14 protein-coding genes are annotated in these 17,661 nt (G+C 58.7%); 10 read left to right on the top strand and 4 right to left on the bottom strand.

All coding sequences use genetic code 11. From position 1 onward, the window contains the following. Positions 1–24: 24 nt before the first annotated feature. Complete coding sequence (locus BM438_RS25765) at positions 25–957, bottom strand: LysR substrate-binding domain-containing protein (protein ID WP_012433318.1); 933 nt, start codon at positions 955–957, stop codon at positions 25–27. A 251-nt stretch (positions 958–1,208) separates the two neighbouring features. On the opposite strand from BM438_RS25765, the gene BM438_RS25760 reads away from it, so the two are divergent. From BM438_RS25760 to BM438_RS25745, 4 genes are all read left to right on the top strand, one after another. Continuing rightward, positions 1,209–2,810: an ABC transporter ATP-binding protein gene (locus BM438_RS25760; RefSeq protein ID WP_093639805.1), complete on the top strand. Its 1,602-nt coding sequence runs from the start codon at positions 1,209–1,211 to the stop codon at positions 2,808–2,810. 91 nt (positions 2,811–2,901) lie between these two features. Then, on the top strand, positions 2,902–4,008 hold the full coding sequence (locus BM438_RS25755) for an ABC transporter permease (protein ID WP_093639802.1): 1,107 nt from the start codon (positions 2,902–2,904) through the stop codon (positions 4,006–4,008). Positions 4,009–4,026: 18 nt separating this feature from the next. Next, on the top strand, positions 4,027–4,956 hold the full coding sequence (locus BM438_RS25750; RefSeq protein ID WP_093639799.1) for an ABC transporter permease: 930 nt from the start codon (positions 4,027–4,029) through the stop codon (positions 4,954–4,956). Between the two features lie 67 nt (positions 4,957–5,023). Beyond that, entirely contained in the window at positions 5,024–6,109 is a 1,086-nt protein-coding gene (locus BM438_RS25745; protein WP_093639796.1) for a BMP family ABC transporter substrate-binding protein, read from the top strand. 165 nt (positions 6,110–6,274) lie between these two features. Here BM438_RS25745 and BM438_RS25740 read toward each other — a convergent pair whose 3' ends face one another. Continuing rightward, on the bottom strand, positions 6,275–6,481 hold the full coding sequence (locus BM438_RS25740) for a dodecin (RefSeq protein WP_054035325.1): 207 nt from the start codon (positions 6,479–6,481) through the stop codon (positions 6,275–6,277). Positions 6,482–6,672: 191 nt separating this feature from the next. Here BM438_RS25740 and BM438_RS25735 point away from each other — a divergent pair, with 191 nt between their 5' ends. After that, positions 6,673–7,620: an NAD(P)-dependent oxidoreductase gene (locus BM438_RS25735; protein ID WP_093639793.1), complete on the top strand. Its 948-nt coding sequence runs from the start codon at positions 6,673–6,675 to the stop codon at positions 7,618–7,620. A gap of 157 nt (positions 7,621–7,777) precedes the next feature. Beyond that, positions 7,778–9,370 carry an ABC-F family ATPase gene (locus BM438_RS25730; RefSeq protein WP_093639789.1) on the top strand — a complete coding sequence of 531 codons (1,593 nt, stop codon included), beginning with the start codon at positions 7,778–7,780 and terminating at the stop codon, positions 9,368–9,370. A gap of 107 nt (positions 9,371–9,477) precedes the next feature. Here BM438_RS25730 and BM438_RS25725 read toward each other — a convergent pair whose 3' ends face one another. Both BM438_RS25725 and BM438_RS25720 read right to left on the bottom strand, forming a co-directional pair. Further along, positions 9,478–10,137: a hypothetical protein gene (locus tag BM438_RS25725; RefSeq protein ID WP_093639786.1), complete on the bottom strand. Its 660-nt coding sequence runs from the start codon at positions 10,135–10,137 to the stop codon at positions 9,478–9,480. A 72-nt stretch (positions 10,138–10,209) separates the two neighbouring features. Further along, positions 10,210–10,680 (bottom strand): ribbon-helix-helix protein, CopG family, encoded by a 471-nt coding sequence (locus BM438_RS25720; RefSeq protein WP_093639783.1) that lies wholly within the window; start codon positions 10,678–10,680, stop codon positions 10,210–10,212. 1,239 nt (positions 10,681–11,919) lie between these two features. Between BM438_RS25720 and BM438_RS25710 the strand changes: the two genes are divergently transcribed. The 4 genes from BM438_RS25710 to BM438_RS45605 all read left to right on the top strand — a co-directional run bounded on the left by BM438_RS25710 (position 11,920) and on the right by BM438_RS45605 (position 17,565). Next, positions 11,920–13,362, top strand: coding sequence for an HK97 family phage prohead protease (locus BM438_RS25710; protein ID WP_244179447.1), 1,443 nt, complete (start codon positions 11,920–11,922; stop codon positions 13,360–13,362). 48 nt (positions 13,363–13,410) lie between these two features. After that, a complete protein-coding gene (locus tag BM438_RS25705) occupies positions 13,411–13,599 on the top strand; it encodes a hypothetical protein (RefSeq protein ID WP_093639777.1) in 189 nt (62 codons plus the stop codon). Between the two features lie 1,004 nt (positions 13,600–14,603). Then, positions 14,604–17,357, top strand: a complete 2,754-nt coding sequence (locus BM438_RS25685; RefSeq protein WP_093639764.1) for a phage tail tape measure C-terminal domain-containing protein — start codon at positions 14,604–14,606, stop codon at positions 17,355–17,357. A 55-nt stretch (positions 17,358–17,412) separates the two neighbouring features. Further along, complete coding sequence (locus tag BM438_RS45605; protein WP_167378457.1) at positions 17,413–17,565, top strand: hypothetical protein; 153 nt, start codon at positions 17,413–17,415, stop codon at positions 17,563–17,565. Positions 17,566–17,661: the final 96 nt, after the last annotated feature.

Genomic DNA, 17,661 nt, shown 5'->3' with positions numbered 1-17,661 from the left:
TGCCGATAGAGCGCAGAGAAAAGATTAAGGCTTGTCGATCAAGGTCTTGGTCGCCTCGGCAACCAGACTGCGCAGCCAACGCACTTCGTCGGAGTAATGCACGCGTTCGTGCCAAAGCTGGTAGTACTGCATCGGCGGGAAATCGAGCGGTGCGGGCACCACGGTCAGCGGCAGGAACTTGGCGTAGTAGTCGGCAAACAGGCGCGTGGTCGTGAAGATCAGATCGGACTTGATCAGCACGTAAGGCGCCAGATTGAAGTACGGCAACGTGACGACCACGTGACGCTTTAACCGCTCGCGCGCGAGATGCACGTCGATCGCACCGCGTTGGCCCACCGAGTAAGGAGTAGGCGCAAGATGCGGCGCATTCAGGTACTGGTCGAGCGTCAAGCCGCCGCGTTTGGCGAACGGATGCGCATTGCTCATCAGGCAGACGATCTGATCGACGAACAGGTTCGACAGGTGCAATTGCTCCGGCGGTTCCGGCCAGTTGCCGACCACGATGTCGAGCTTGCCGTCCTCGAGCGCGAGTTCGTAGTCGAACGCCGGCCCGAGCGAGTGAAACTCGAGCGTCGCGTTCGGCGCGGCCTGACGAAAGCGTTCCACCACCGTCGGCACGAACAGCACGTTCAGGTAGTCCGGGCAGCCGATCCGGTAGCAACGAATGGACGTGGCGGGATCGAAGTTGTGCTGCTGGAACTTGATGCGTTCGATTTCGCGCAGCGCGTTTTGCACCGGTTCGAGCAGGCGCAGGCCGTACTCGGTCGGCACCATGCCGGATTTGCCGCGCACCAGCAGCGGATCGCCGGTGATGTCGCGCAAACGGCGCAGGGCCGCGCTGATGGCGGGTTGCGATTGATTCAGTTTGACGGCCGCGCGCGTGACGCTGCGTTCCATCAACAGGGTGTGCAAGACGCGTAATAGATACGTATCGATCGCCTCGCGTTGCTGACTCATGACTTCTCCGAAATATATGTTCTGGCTGATCGAGCGGGCGTGGGTGTATATGGCTTTTAATATGAACACAAAGCCACGTCAAGAGTGGGATACCCGCAGAGCACGCTGCGACGGGGGTTTGCGGGGAATTTTGACGGCTCGACTGAGCCGGTCGATTTAGGTATTGTCATCCGGTTGTGGTGACGGATCGTCTGCTGACAGGGCGGGCGGACGCGCTGCAACCGGCGGTCTCTGACGTACTACGGAATCACATGAGCGACTCTTCTTATAGCGACGGCGCCGCCGCGCAGCCGGCAAACAGGCCGGAACAGGCGGCGCCCCGGTTGATGCTTCAGGGCATCACCAAACAGTACCCGGCCGTACGCGCCAACGACGACGTCACGTTGATCGTCGCGCCGGGTGAAATCCATGCCGTGCTCGGCGAAAACGGCGCCGGCAAAAGCACGTTGATGAAAATCATCTACGGCGCGGTGCGGCCCGACGCTGGCGAGATCCAATGGGAAGGCCAGCCGGTCGAGATCGCGAGCCCGGCGGCCGCGCGCAAGCTCGGCATCGGCATGGTGTTCCAGCATTTTTCGCTGTTCGAGACGCTCACGGTCGGCGAAAACATTGCGCTCGCGCTCGACGAACCCTTCGATCTGAAGACGCTCTCTAAACGGATCCGCGAAGTCTCCGCCGACTACGGCCTCGACATCGACCCGCAACGTCATGTGCATAGCCTGACAGTGGGTGAACGGCAACGCGTCGAGATCGTGCGCTGCTTGCTGCAGAATCCGCGTCTCCTGATCATGGACGAACCGACTTCGGTGCTCACGCCGCAAGCGGTCCGCAAGCTCTTCGCGACGCTGCGGCGGCTCGCTGCGGAAGGTTGCAGCATCCTCTACATCAGCCACAAGCTCGACGAAATCCAGGAGCTGTGCGACACCGCCACCGTAATGCGCGGCGGCCGCGTGACCGGTCACGTGAAGCCGAAAGAAGAAACGCACGCGTCGCTAGCGCAACTGATGGTCGGTCATTCGCTGCCGGATTACACGCGCCGTGAACACACGCCGGGTGCGGTGTTGCTCGACGTGAAGCAGTTGTCGGTGGAAAGCGACGATCCGTTCGGCACGTCGCTCAATAACGTGTCGTTCGGCGTGCATGCGGGTGAGATCTTCGGCATTGCGGGTGTGTCGGGCAACGGCCAGGCCGAATTGCTGTCGGCGCTCTCCGGTGAAAAGCGCGGCGTCCGAGCCGATGCGGTCACCATCTGCGGCAAAGCGGCAGGGCGCCTCGGCGCAGGCGGCCGGCGCGCGCTCGGTTTCGGTTTTGTGCCGGAAGAGCGCCTGGGCCGCGGCGCGGTGCCGGCGATGACGCTGTCGGAAAACGCGCTGCTTACGGCGCATCGACAGCAGATGGTGAACTCTGGCTGGATCAAGGCGGGCGCCATGCGCGCTTTCGCCAAGCGTTGTATCGAAGCCTTCGACGTGCGTTGCGGCGGCTCGGAAGCGTTGGCGCAAAGTCTCTCCGGCGGCAATCTGCAGAAATACATCATGGGTCGCGAGATTCTGCAGGCGCCCAAGGTGCTGGTGGTCGCGCAGCCGACCTGGGGCGTCGACGTCGGCGCGTCAGCGTTTATTCGTCAGCAGTTGCTGGACCTGTCCGCCCGCGGCGTGGCGATTCTGGTGATCTCCGAAGAATTGGAGGAGTTGTTCGACATCTGCGATCGCATCGCGGTGCTGGCCGGTGGCAGACTCTCGCCGGTGCGTGCCACGGGGGCGACCAATGCCGAGGAAATCGGCCGCTGGATGGCGGGCCTGTTCGGCGACCGCGAGGGCGCGGCGCCGTCGGCGGAACAGCCGGCGCATGCCTGAACGGATCGATGCGCGATCGGATAGCTGACCGACGCTAAAGCTCCATAAGCACCAGAACCAGATACAAGCACTCACATAAGCACACGCTCCCATGATTCTTCCGTATCGACTCGAAGCACGCACGACGCCCTCGCGCACGATGCAGATCGCCGTGCCGCTGATCGCCGCATTGCTCACGCTCGTGATCGGCTTCCTGATCTTCAGCCTGGTCGGCCGTGATCCGCTCGCAGCCATGCACGCGTTTTTCATCGAACCGCTCTCCAGCGTGAACGGCTGGTCCGAACTGCTGCTGAAGGCTTCGCCCTTGTGCCTGATCGGCCTCGGCCTCGCGATCGGTTATCGCGCCAACGTCTGGAACATCGGTGCTGAAGGGCAGATGCTGCTCGGCGGTATCGCCGCCAGCGGCGTCGCGATCTATTTCGATCAGGCCACCGGCTGGTGGATTCTGCCGACCATGATGATCGCCGGCGTGCTCGGCGGCATGGTGTGGGCCGCGATTCCCGCGCTGCTGAAAAGCCGCTTCAACACCAACGAGATTCTCGTCAGCCTGATGCTCACGTATGTGGCCACGCAGTTGCTGATCTATCTGGTGAGCGGCCCGTGGCGCGATCCGCAGGGCATGAACTTCCCGCTTTCGGAGATGTTCAGCGGCGACGCGCTGTACCCGACCTTTTCCGGCGACTGGCACTGGAAATGGCTGCGCGGCACGCGGCTGAACGCATCGGTGTTCATCACGCTGATCGCGATTCCGTGCGTGTGGCTGTTCATGCGTAAGAGCTTCGCGGGCTACCGGATGAACGTCGGCGGTCTCGCGCCGCTCGCTGCGCGCTACGCCGGCTTCTCCGACAAGAAAACCATCTGGACGTCGTTGCTGATCAGCGGCGGTCTGGCGGGTCTCGCCGGCATGGGCGAGATCGCCGGTCCGATCGGCCAGTTGCAGGCGACATGGTCGCCGGGCTACGGTTTCACCGCGATCATCGTCGTGTTCGTGGGGCGGCTGCATCCTGTCGGCATCGTGCTCGCGAGCTTGCTGATGGCGCTGCTGTACCTCGGCGGCGAAGCGGTGCAGACCTCGATGCAATTGCCGCAGGCGCTTTCCGGCGTGTTCCAGGGGCTGCTGCTGTTCTGCCTGCTGGGCGCCGACCTGTTCGTGAACTACCGCGTGCGCCGGCGCTCCGCCGCCGCGCAGGCCCACTGATTTTCCCGGCGGATCTCCATGGATATTCAACAAGCCAGCGCGCTCACCTCGAGCGCCGTCACCGCCGCAATCCCGCTGATGTTCGCGGGCGCGGGCGAACTCGTCACCGAGAAATCGGGCGTTCTCAATCTCGGCGTTGAAGGCATGATGCTGATAGGCGCCGTGACCGGCTACGCGGTCACCGCCATTACCGGCAACCCGTGGCTCGGCGTGGTCGCCGCGATCGGCGCGGGTCTCGCGATGTCGCTGCTGTTCGCGTTCCTCACGCTGACCATGCTCGCCAATCAGGTCGCCACCGGCCTGTCGCTGACGATCTTCGGCATTGGTCTGTCGGCCTATGTCGGCAAGCCGTACACGTCGGCCGCGGTGCGCGCCACGATCGACACGTGGACCATTCCGGGTCTCTCGAAGATCCCGGTGCTCGGCCCCGCGCTCTTCAGCCTCACGCCGCTCGATTACCTCGCGTTTCTGATGTTCGCGGTGATCTGGTGGTTCCTGTACCGCACGCGCGCAGGCCTCGTGCTGCGTTCGGTCGGCGAATCGCCGCAAGTGGCGCACTCGGTCGGCTTTCCGGTGGTCGGCGTGCGTTACGGTGCGGTGGCCTTCGGCGGCGGCATGGCGGGTCTCGCCGGCGGCTATTACTCGATCGTCAACCTGCACTTGTGGCAGGAGCAGCTTACGTCGGGCCGCGGCTGGATCGCGCTCGCGCTGGTGGTGTTCGCGACATGGCGCCCGGGGCGTCTCCTGATCGGCGCGCTGCTGTTCGGCGCGGTGACGGGTCTGCAGTTTTACGCTCAGGCCATCGGCGTGCCGGTGCCGACGCAGTTTCTGGCGATGCTGCCGTACGTTGCGACCGTCGTCGTGCTCGTGCTGATTTCGCGCAACCCGAACACAATTCGTCTGAATGCGCCCGCGTCGCTTGGCAAGCCGTTTTTCTCGGCGGGATGACACGCTTGTCGCTTCAAATGACCGACCACACGTTTCAAATCAATCGACAAACACGACAGGAGAAAACATGAAGAGAAGAAATCTGCTGACCGCCTTCGCATGGGGCGCAGCTTCCCTGGCGCTTGCCGCGCCGCTCGCGCAAGCAGCCGACGCACCGGGCGTCGCGTTCGTCTATCTCGGCAATCCGGGCGACGCCGGCTGGACCTTCGCGCACGATCAGGGCTCGAAGGAAGCCGAAGCGAAGTTCGGCAATAAGATCAAGATCACCCGTATCGAGAACGTGCCGGAATCGGCCGACTCGGAACGAGTGTTCCGCGATCTGGCGAACAAGGGCAACAAGGTCATCATCGGTTCGAGCTTCGGCTACCAGGACTTCGAACTGAAGGTCGCAAAGGACTTCCCGGATACGGTGTTCCTGCACGCAACCGGCTACAAGAAGGCGCCGAACTTCGGCACCTATGACGTGCGCATGTACCAGGGCGCCTACCTGGCAGGCGTCGCTGCGGGTTATGTGACGAAGACCAACACGCTGGGCTTTGTCGCATCGGTGCCGATTCCTGAGGTGATCCGCAACATCAACGCATACACGCTCGGCGCGCGTTCGGTAAATCCGAAAATCCACACGAAGGTCATCTGGATCAACAGCTGGTTCGATCCGGGCAAGGAAAAGCAGGCTGCTGAAACGCTGATCGGCCAGGGCGCCGACGTGCTGCTGCAAAACACCGATTCGAGCGCGACGCTCGCGACCGCATCGGAAAAGCACGTGCATGCGTTCGGCTGGGATTCGGACATGAAGAAGTTTGGTCCTGATGCGCACCTCGGTTCGGTGGTCGCGCACTGGGGCGTGTATTACAACGCGGCTATTCAGCAGGTGCTGGACGGCAAGTGGAAGAACGATCCGGTGTGGTGGGGCATTCCGCAGAAGGCCGTCAATCTTGAAGACCTGAATACGTCGGCGATTCCGGCTGATGCGCAGAAGCAGGTGGCGGCGAAGCGCGACGACCTGGCTGGCGGCAAGTGGGACGTCTTCACCGGTCCAATCAAGGATCAGTCCGGCGCGGTGAAGGTGCCGGCAGGCAAGACGCTGACCGATCCGGAACTGCAACGCTTGAACTGGTATGTGGAAGGCGTAGACGGTTCGCTGCCGAAGTAATCCGGCTCGCGCGATCGTCTAGAACGAATCGTGGAACGACCGACCAAGGTAACAATCGACCAGGCGGCGGTCTCAGCAGCCGCTGCTTTAAGACGCTGCGTCCAGTACGGACGCAGCTTTTTTTTTTGCTTCGGATTATGTGTTGAAGATGTTTCGGGCGAAGCGCTAGTCGATGCGCAGACCGACCTTGATGGTCACCTGCCAGTAGGCGACCTTGTCGTTCTCGATCTGGCCCCGTGTTTCCGTCACTTCGAACCAGTGCAGATTGCGCAGCGTCTTCGACGCTTTTTTAATCGCGGTGCTGATTGCGTCGTCGATCGATTTGGTCGATGAGCCGGTCAGTTCGATTTGTTTGTAAACATGTTCTGACATGAACTTCCTCCTTTGACCTTCGTTGGTGTGCAAAAAAAGTATAGGCAATGGATTGCTGTCGACGTCCTCCATGTCCCCCTGTGCCGCACATGAGCGGGTCATTCCGCACATCGCGTGCCCGATATGCCGCGGTGAGGCGAGGCCGTTATGATGTTCGCGCAACTCAATCTGAAACCTGACGAGGCTTGAAAGTGGAAATTGGTTTTTGCGGTCCCGGTCTGATGGGCGCGCCGATGATCCGGCATCTGCTGCGCGCGGGGCATACGGTGCATGTCTGGAATCGCACGCGGGCCAAGGCGGAAGCGTTGCTGGCGGATGGGGCCAAGGTGGTCGATACGCCACGCGAACTGGCCTCGCGGTGCGAAGTGGTGCTGCTGTGCGTCGCGGATGCGGCGGCGGTTGAAGAAACGGTGTTCGGCGCTGCGGGACTGCTGAGCGCGGATGTCACCGCACCGAGACGCGTGCGCTGGATCGTCGATCACTCGAGCATTCCGCCGGCCGCGACGCGCACGTTCGCGCAGCGCGCGGCGGCGGAAGGTCCGATTGCTGCTACGGGTGAGGGCGGACAAGACCTCAAGCCTGCGGGCGCAGGCACTGCAAGCGTCGGCTGGATCGACGCGCCGGTATCCGGAGGCGTAGCGGGCGCGACGGCGGGCACGCTGGCGATCATGGCGGGCGGCGCCGCAGCGGACGTCGAGGCGGTCACGCCGTTCCTTGGCGCGTATTCGTCCCGTGTCACGCACATGGGCGACGTTGGGGCGGGGCAAACCACCAAGCTGTGCAATCAGACCATCGTCACCGCGACCCTGGCAGCGATCGCCGAGGCCGTGAGCCTTGCGCAGCGCAGCGGCATCGACGCCTCAAAACTGACGGAAGGTCTCGCTGGCGGCTGGGCCGATTCAGTGCTGCTGCAGATTTTCGTGCCGCGCATGACACAAAGCGGCCTCGCGCCGATCGGCGCATTCCGTACGTTCCAGAAGGACATCGACACGGTCGCCGCGACGGCGTACGAGACCGGCACGCCGATGCCGGTTTCGTCGACGGTCCAGCAACTGCTGCGGCTCGGCGCGGCGATGGGGCTGGGCGAGGCCGATCTGTCGGCCTTCATCGACGTTTTGCAGACGCCGCGCGGCGGCTAGAAGGCAGGCGGGGAGGCGCAAATCGGGCGCAAACGGGGCGCAAACCGACCGTAAAAGCGGCGTCGAAACGCGCGAGCACGGCGCTCGCGTGGGTTGAATTCGCGATAACCTGCTAAAATATTGGGTTGTTCGCCGATATCACCTTAAAGGACGCGCCGTGCTGTCTACCGCCAATATCACCATGCAATTCGGGCCAAAGCCCCTCTTCGAGAACATCTCGGTCAAATTCGGGGAAGGGAACCGCTACGGCCTGATCGGTGCGAACGGCTGCGGCAAGTCTACCTTCATGAAGATCCTGGGTAGTGATCTGGAACCGAGCTCCGGCAACGTGATGCTCGAACCGAACGTGCGCCTCGGCAAGCTGCGTCAGGATCAGTTCGCGTACGAAGACGTGCGCGTGCTCGACGTCGTGATGATGGGCCACACGGAGATGTGGGCTGCCATGACCGAGCGCGACGCGATCTACGCAAACCCCGACGCCACCGACGACGACTACATGCATGCCGCCGAACTCGAAGCGAAGTTCGCCGAGTACGACGGTTACACCGCCGAAGCGCGTGCGGGCGAGCTGCTGCTCGGCATCGGCATCGCGATCGAAGACCACAATGGTCCGATGAGCAACGTCGCTCCGGGCTGGAAACTGCGCGTGCTGCTCGCGCAGGCGCTGTTCTCGAAGCCGGACGTGCTGTTGCTGGACGAACCGACCAACAACCTGGACATCAACTCGATCCGTTGGCTGGAAGACGTGCTCAACCAGTACAACTCGACGATGATCATCATCTCGCACGATCGTCACTTTTTGAACCAAGTGTGCACGCACATGGCCGACATGGACTTCGGCACGCTGAAGGTCTATCCGGGCAACTACGACGACTACATGCTGGCCAGCACGCAGGCGCGCGAGCGTCAGCAGAACGCCAACGCCAAGGCGAAGGAACGCGTCGCCGACCTGCAGGACTTCGTGCGCCGCTTCTCGGCGAACAAGTCGAAGGCGCGTCAGGCCACCAGCCGTCTGAAGATGATCGACAAGATCAAGATCGAGGAATTCAAGCCGTCGTCGCGCCAGAACCCGTTCATCCGCTTCGAGTACGAGAAGAAGCTGCACAACATCGCGGTGGTGGCGGACAAGATCTCGAAGAAGTACGAGCGTCAGATTTTCAACGACTTCAGTGTCAGCGTGCAGCCGGGCGAGCGTATCGCGATCATCGGTGAAAACGGTGCGGGTAAGACCACGCTGTTGCGTTCGCTGCTCGGCAAGCTCACGCTCGATCACGGCACTGTGAAGTGGGCGGAAAACGCGAACGTCGGCTACATGCCGCAGGATACGTATGAAGAGTTTCCGACCGACGTCACGCTGATGGACTGGATCGACGGCTACCGTCAGGAAGGCGACGACGAGCAGATGGTGCGCGGCACGCTCGGCCGTCTGCTGTTCAATGCCGACGACATCCGCAAGTCAGTCAAGGTGCTCTCCGGTGGAGAGAAGGGCCGCATGATCTGGGGCAAGTTGATGCTGGGCCGTCACAACGTGTTGCTGATGGACGAGCCGACCAACCACATGGACATGGAGTCGATCGAATCGCTGCAGATCGCGCTCGACAAGTACGAAGGCACGCTGATTTTCGTCTCGCACGACCGTGAGTTCGTGAGCGGTCTTGCGAACCGGATCATCGAAGTGCGTACCGATGGCACGCTGAACGACTTCGGCGGCAACTACGAAGACTTCCTGTTGAGTCAGGGCGTGCAGTAAGCGCTTCTTGTACCCATTCCTGATGTACCCGATTGTACCCACTGGTTGTCCCGGTGGGTACATTGCAACGTGCCTCTAGTTTACTTCTGGTTTTCCATCAGCAGCGTTTACTTTGGCGCTTGTTGAACAATAAGAGTTCCTACAACTCCCAGCACGCCACCGACTACCGCGCCAACAGTGCCCGCGATAAGCGCAACGGCGAGGTCATCTCCTTTGCGTTGAAGGAACGATTGTCGGTCAGCGCGAGCTACGCCGAAGAAGCGGGTACCGTCCTCTCGCTTGTAAGTTGCGTGGGAAATCAGGAGAGCGATTCCGACCACGCAGGCTAATCCGCCAATATAACGCGCCGGGCCCGTGTGGCTGTATGCGTTCCCCGCGCCGAACATCATCAAAATCATTCCGGCTAAGTAAGTTAGAAATCTGCTCCGCCAATTGGGCCTTTTTATTCCACCTTCGGTCGCCTCTACGATACGAGAGTGCAGGGCGCGGGCGTCGTTGCTATCGTCGTAGGTCAACACACGCACTGAGCCAAACAGCGATGTGGTGAAGTGAGCTCGAGGCTTTACAGACTTGATATTTAGTGACCGGCCGCCCTTCTTGCCAAGGAATTGATACAGCTCCGCCGCGTTTTCGAATTCGAAATCGCCGGATCGCAATTCCGGCGCTAAGCCATCGACTGTCATCAGGGAAATAAGGCGGTCTATATCCTCCTTATACAGCCAACAATGCTTGAAATCTTTGGTCACGCCGTTGTCGATGCGCTTCATCGTTGCGTTTGGTTATCGGTGTTGTGTGTGTTTATTATCTTGTGATGTTTGCTCGGGGACAAGCGGCGCTGCCTACTCGCTGCGTTTCGGTCCGGTTTCAGGGGAAACGGCAACGCGGTCCATATCTTTAAGGTAGCCAGATTGGCGGGCGGTAGCCTTCAGAATCAGCTTTGCGTCGTCGTCGGTCCAGGTATCGAGGCAATGTTGAATGTACCCGTGCACAAGCTCGCGGATTACATCGCTTGACGAACGGTTCTCCTGTTCGGCTATCTGCTTCAACACCTTAATCTGAGACGTGAGCATGCGGACCTGTACGGGTTGTGTGTCGCGCTCTGTCTTAACTCCGTGACGGATTGCGTCTACCCTGGATGCCTGTTTTTCCGCTTGAGCGGCGAATTCCCGCCCCTGTGTCTCTAAATCGGCCAACATCCGCGCCCGCTTCTCTGCGGGAACGTTAGCAAACGGGCTTTCTCCCGGCCCGTCACCAGCACGGGTGTACACGCGGCTATCAGCGGGGCGTTTAATTTTATTGCGGGTCGCCATAGCGCCTCCGTTTAATGATTTTGGTAGTGTATCACGTTGTCAAGTTAGCGTGAATCACTATCGAATGGTGCGCGCTGATAGAAAATTCCCAATTGTTGGTAGTGTCTCTACATGACATGATTCGCCTCGTTGAGTTTGGTAGTGTGACTTGATAACGAGTGGGCGGGAACCCTCCGGCACGATGACCGGGACCAAGGAAGCGATCTTTAACAATCCGGGCAGTAGCCGCCTCATCCGCAACTTGTTTCAGGTCGCGCAGATAGAAGCGGGGTAGCTGCAAAAGTTTCTAGATGGTTCTCTAGTGTGGTTATGAGGCGCACTAGGCGACACATTTGGACGAGGGTATATGGAGCATAGGCGGGTTGGATCGAGAGAGTTTGCCCATTCGCGCACAGCGGCGGTTGCAGATGCGTGGGGCCGAGAGCAACGGCGGGGCGGAGGTAGCGGCAATCAGAAGCGGGCGGAGCATGCGAGGCGCAGACTAGCTCGGCAGCGCCAACAGACACAGTGTGGCATAGCAGATTGAAAAACCATATCGAGGTGGACCAATGAGCAAAACTATTCATATCGAAGTACCGGGACTTGATGCACGCACGGCGCACCGCCTAGCGATCGCTACGCTGACTCATTACGGATTCGCGTGCTCGGGCGGCGCAACAACGAAGCAAAGTCGAGGTACGGCGCGGGTCAAGATTGTGGCGCGCCACTGTTCTAACGATCATGAGGGCGCGGCTCGGCTCGCTGCGTGCGCACTGCCTACGGGAACGCGGGTAGGGATAGACCACCGTAACCCGTTTCACTGACCCGGCGCGTGATTCGTTGGGGCTTGTCAAAACTAAAAAATTAGGAGTACATGTGAAAGACGGCACAGTTTTGCTGTTTGTATGTTTGTGCGTGTGGATTGGTAACGCCGCTATGGTGTGGCATCCGGTCCACCTTATTTAACCATTTGTAAACCAGTAACGGAGCATAGATTTGACGCAGCAGAATACTAGCTCCTCCACCCAGAGGGAGGACAGCAAAGTAATCGCATCCCGTATCACGCCGGAGTTACTGAAGAAGTTCCGACATATCGCGGTTGATCGAGAGACCACGGTATCCGCGTTGCTGGCGGACGTGGTTGCCTCCTATGTACTGGAGGCCGGGGCGCGATAGCTTTAACTATACTGACAACGATACTGATAAACCGCGCTACGCCTAACGCGGATAAATTTAGGCATTCTAAATATAGGGAAGTAGATGGATAAGATGTTTTCGGAATTCGTCGTTAAGGCGATTACAGAGGACAAGCGGGAGTTTGAGGGTATTGCAAGCACACCGACTATCGACCGCGTAAAGGATATCGTGGACCCGATGGGCCTCACGTTCCAAAGCGAGGCACCTTTGCTGCTAGGCCACGACCACTCACAGGCTGTCGGTACGGTTACTTTCGGGGTGCCCAACGCTAACGGCCTCCCGTTCAAAGCCAAGATTGCCAAGGTAGACGAGGTCGGCACGGTTAAGCAAAGGACGGATGAGGCTTGGCACAGCGTCAAGAGCGGAATTATCAAGGGCGTGTCTATCGGGTTCCGTCCGGTCAAGTCGCAGCCGCTGTCAAATGGCGGGACACTTTACAGCAAAGCGGACGTACATGAGCTTAGTCTCGTATCGATACCCGCAAATCCAGATGCTGTCATTACCGCATTCAAATCAACTCAATTTCACTATCAAAAGGACATGACAATGATTGAACCTATCCGCATGCAAAACAAGACGTTTATCCGTGCAGCTATCGCCAAGGCAGCGGACGGCCACAACGCCGCGCTATACGCCGAGAACCGGTGGGGCGAACATTCTGTGGAAGCAACCTACATCAAGGCGGCCGTAAATCCTATGGTGGCCGGTGCTGATGCAACGGGAGCGCTGACGGTCGGGAAAATTAGTCGCTTGGAATTCGTGCAAGCTGTTTTTAGCCGGTCAATCCTGGGCCAGATGCAAGGGTTAGTGCAGGTTCCAGCTATTACGCGGGTCAATGTGGAGGCGTCGCCCGTAGCCGGTGCTTTCTTTGGCGAAGGAACGGGTCTGCCTTTGGCTCAGGGCAATATTGGTGTGTATCTGTCGGATAAGCGAAAAGCCGGGGTGTGCACTGTGATTTCGCAAGAACTCGTTCGAGCTACCGACGATACTGCGGAGGCGACCCTGACAGGTATACTTGTGCGAGCCCTCAGCCGTGCCGTTGATAATGCATTCGTCGGTTCTCAGGCTCGCGACAATGTATCGCCGGAAGGCCTTGCGGCAGCAGCTACACAGGCTAACGGATTTAATGCGGGTGTTGAAGCGTTCACCGGGGACATTACTCAAGCTTGCGTGCTTGTGAACCCGCTTACCGCAATTTCGCTGCGTAGCCCTACAGAAACCCAAATTACGGCGCGCGGTGGATTCTATGGCGGAATGCCCGCGATTTGCTCGTATGGCGTGCCTATGGGAAAGCTGTTCATTACGGATGCAACTCGCGTACTCGCCTATATCGGCGACGCGGTAGTGGACGCTATGGGACACGCAGACGTTTACGGTCTCTCAGGCGTGGCAGCTAACGTGCCAGTGAACATGTTTCAGACGTCCCAAGTTGCCCTTGCTGCGCAACAGTATATCGACTGGCAATTCGTTCCGGGAGCGGCGGTGGAAGTCGCACTTTCGGCCTAACTTGATCCTCAGGCGGGTGAATCCGACTGACTAACGATAAGGAATACTATGAAAATGAAGTTTGACTTTGAGAGCATCCTCGCTGGTAAGGACGAGAGCGGGCTCACGGACCTTATTGCCGAGGCGGACCGCGATAACGCAACCGCACGCCTGGTTATCGCCCGCAACGACACCATTAAAGCGATGGCCCAGCATAGGCTTATCGCCTTGCAATTGCAGCAGGCGGAGCGTGAATGACTCGCGCCGAGCGTAACCGGGGCCTCCCTCGCGGCATCCGGCTCATTGGCGGAGAGTATGTAGTCCGGGGGACGAAGGTGGTCCCTGGACAGTGGGTACGGAGGGCGGACGGCTCGTACGGTCCAGTTTTGAAACGGGTAACGCTTGGCCGCGTTCCGTCACTTGCCGCAGCAATCCACCTCCGGGCGGACTTCATCAAGACACAGGGGGCGCACAATGTCGAATAACCGTGCGCGTGTTGTCCGCATGGCGGAGGCTATGGGCGTACTGGCCCGCAGGCGGGGTCGTAACGGGCAAACGTTCGCAAGGCCAACCTCCGAGATTCGTATTGGCGTACTGGAGGCTTTGTATGGACGGTCACAAGGGATGGTCCGGTGCGAGTCTATCAACGAGCTAGACGCTCGGCTTGAGCGCGCTATAAAGGTGCGCAAGGGTATGTATGGCTATAGCCTGAGAATGGCTCAATACCATCTTTGCGCCGGTAATAACGTGCGGGACGAGGCTAACCGCCTTTGGTTGCTACCTAGCAGACCGTATCGGCGGGTTATGGCGGCGCTTGCAGAGGCGAGAGAACACCTTGCGAAGGCCGCCAAGTTTCAGAGCCAACATGAGGCCTCGCGGTAATGGCCTCCGGATTGCAGATTTGGAACGCGTCCGGACAGATCATGCTGGACACGTCAGACCGATTCGGTCGTATCAAGGGTACTGTGCAGATCAGGGGGCAAGCAGGAAGTATGGCTTGTGACTTGTCGGATGGCGTCCCCTGGTGGTCTTTTCAACCGGACTTTTTGTTCGCGCATATCTCCAACCAAACCCCACCGCCAATAGTCACGATTGACTCTAGTGGCATCTCCTGGACCTACAGCAGTACGGCGGGTATGAACTACCCCAACCCTATTACGGGCTGGATTTTCTTCGGCTTGTACTAACGTCTCAATCGTAGCAAGTCCGCCTGTTAGCCACTGGACTAGCTGATATTTAACTGGCTATTAATAAGGAGTACGATGTCTAGTAACAACGAAGTAAAGACTAAGTTTACCGCTGACTCCTCCGGCTTTACTGCTGCGGTAGACAAAGCAAATCAGCGTATTTCCGCCTATGCTGCTAGCACGGGCCGCGCGAGGGAAGTGCTGGAGAATTTCCAAGGGGCGCTGGAGGAGTCAGGCGCGGCGACTAGCAAGCAAGTCCAGCAAATCGCGCAAGCGGTTATGCAGATGGACAAAATGGCTAGCACGGCGGGCAAGACTAAAGCTGAGCTAGCCTCCATGCGTGCGGAGAGCTTGGGCATTTCCTCCGCAATGAAAAGCTACATTAGTGACATCGACGCTGCTACGAGCCATACCCATAGTTTCAGCCTCGCTAACGCCAGCGCGCAACGTGAGTTGTTAGTGTTGGCTCATGAGTTGTCGCAAGGCAACTTTAAGAAGTTTGGCGGCTCGCTTATGGTGCTGGCTAACCAAGCCAACGCTATGAGCCTCATTCTCAACCCGGTAGCCTTGGGTATCGGTGCGGTTGTCGGTACAGCGGCCCTCTCTGCTGAGGTTGTCCATAAGGCAGCGGAGCAAATGGAGACGTACGCGGATACCGTACAAAAGCTCTCCCAACAAACCGGGCAAAGTACCAAGCAAATTCAAGAGTGGTCATACGCCACTCAATCCGTGGGCTTGGACGCTAAGGATTCCGCCAAAGCTATCGAGGCGTTAGGGGACGCACAGAATAAGGCCATAGCCGGAAATAAAAACGCAGTCAACGCATTTACCGCGCTCGGCATCAGTATGCAACAAGTTAAGGCGGAGTCCCCGCATGATATGTTGCTAGACGTAGCAAACGCGTTCCAGCAGTCACAAGACAGCGCGGCTAAGGCCGCTGTAGCGCATGAGTTGTTCGGTGAGGCCGGAGAGAAGCTAATCCCGCTGCTGGACAAGGGTAGCTCCGGTATTGCTGAGTACACGGACAAGGCTAACGCCCTCGGTGGTGTCCTCTCGGATAACACTATCAAGCAACTAGCCGCTATGAAGGAACACACGGAGGAGGCGCACGCTGAATGGGAAGCAATGACCATGCACGCAAAGGCGCAACTCATTCCGGCTATCGAGGCGATTACTAGCGCGTTCTCCGATAACTCGGCAATGGGTCCAATCGTTGACCAATTCTATGCGGGAGTGCTGGAGACGTTCCGGGTAGTTGCTACAGCAGCGGCTACGGTGGTCACCGGCCTTAATCAGGTTGGTACGTCAATCACGATGCTTAGCAAAATGTCCAATGACCTGGGTAAGGGTAGTTGGTCCGCTGTGATGGATGACGCAAAGAATGGCTACGACGAATTGAAGCGGCAAGGTGACTCCTACGCAGCTTTTACTAAGAAGCTGTGGGACGATCAAAAGTCATTGGCTACCCCGCATATGGGTCCAACGGGCGACAAGCAAATCCATTATGCCAAGGGCGAGAAGTCGCCTAAGAAGGGTAACGAGAACGAGCTTAACGGACAGATTGCTGAGCTTAACACCCAGCTTAAGGGCATTGACGATAGCCGCAAAGAACACCTTGAAAACCTCAAGTCTGACTTTGATAAGGGCCTCTTAGATTATCGGGACTATTACGTCCAGGTGATTGCAACGAACGAGGGCTACTACAAACAAGAGGAGGCTATCCAGGAGAAACGCCTTGAGCTTGCCAAGCAAAAGAAAAACATTGCGGCGGCTCAGAGCGCTCAACAAGAGCTTAACCGGATCGAGCATGAGCGTGTACTTGCTGCGCAAAAGGCATCCGGTGACCTAGGCAAGGAATGGCAAAAGCGCGCGGACGCAACGGTCAAGTATGCGGAGCAAGAGGCGGCGGCTACTCGCGGACTTGCGCAAAGCTATGCGGACGGAGACGCCCAACGCTTTATGCTGCCTCGGCAAAGGACCGATTACACGGGTGAGATTAAGCTACTCAACGCGTACTATCAGGACGTTGCAAAGCTGAGAGAGCAATACGACTCCAAGCAAATTGACCAACAATCCTACGACGACCGGACGCAAATTGCGGCGCAAGCCTACGCAGACCGCGAGGCCCTTTATGCTCAGCACTTAGCGAATGAGCAAGCTATCCGCGAGAGCTATGAGGCGCAAATCCATCTGGCTATCGTCGGCATCGGCAGTGCGGGCAAGACCAACGCGCAATACGTTGGTGAGGCGTTCTCCTCCGTGTGGGGCAGCATGTCTAGCGCGCTTGACCAATTCGTTACCACAGGCAAGCTTAACTTTAGTCAGTTCGCGTCTAGCGTTCTGGCGGATATGGCTAAGATCGCCCTCCATGCTGCGGAAATGCAAATTTTCCAAAGTGTAGCTAGCTCTTGGTCAGGCTTCTCTACTGGCGGCTCGGTTGGTCACTTCGCGGACGGTGGACACATTACCGGCCCCGGTACGGGTACTAGCGATAGCATCCCGGCGATGCTCTCCAATGGGGAGTTTGTGGTTAATGCTGCGGCAGCGGGTAAGCATCGTAGCTTGCTTGAGTCGATCAACTCCGGCCAAGCCGCGCACTTTGCCTCAGGCGGGGCGGTTGGTAACGCGCCCTCATCGTCTAGCGATAGCGGCTCCGGCTCGGGTGATTTGCACTTTCACCTAGACGGTAGCGGACGCGGAGGCGGTCTAAGCGCACAAGACGCAAAGGAAATGCTCCCTATTTTCCAAGCGATTGTAGATAAGCGCATGGATCAAAAGATGCGCGGCCAAGGCGGCTACGCGTACCAACAGAAGTACGGACAGATTTAGGTCCGCTAGGGCGGGCTAACCTGCCCGCCAAACACTTATACATTAAGGATAACGTATGAAATCAAACAACGTAACGAACACAGCGGAACGTGAGGCAGCGCTTACCCACGAGCTTTCACCACTTATCGCCAAGCTGTATGAGTTGGACCCGGCTAAGGCTAGCGATGATTCGATTGCGATCATTAAGACCTTGCAGGCGGCGAAGTAACGTAAGCGGCTGGAGAACCCGTCTTGACGGATTGAGCTAGCCAATGGTCGCAGGCGGGTGCCAGCGATGCGGCAGCAATGCGGCGATGTCGCTGGC

The sequence above is a fragment of the Paraburkholderia aspalathi genome, assembly GCF_900116445.1.
GTDB classification, from domain to species: domain Bacteria; phylum Pseudomonadota; class Gammaproteobacteria; order Burkholderiales; family Burkholderiaceae; genus Paraburkholderia; species Paraburkholderia aspalathi.
Note: the sequence above shows the minus strand (reverse complement) of the source record. Positions and strands in the feature narration are given on the sequence as shown.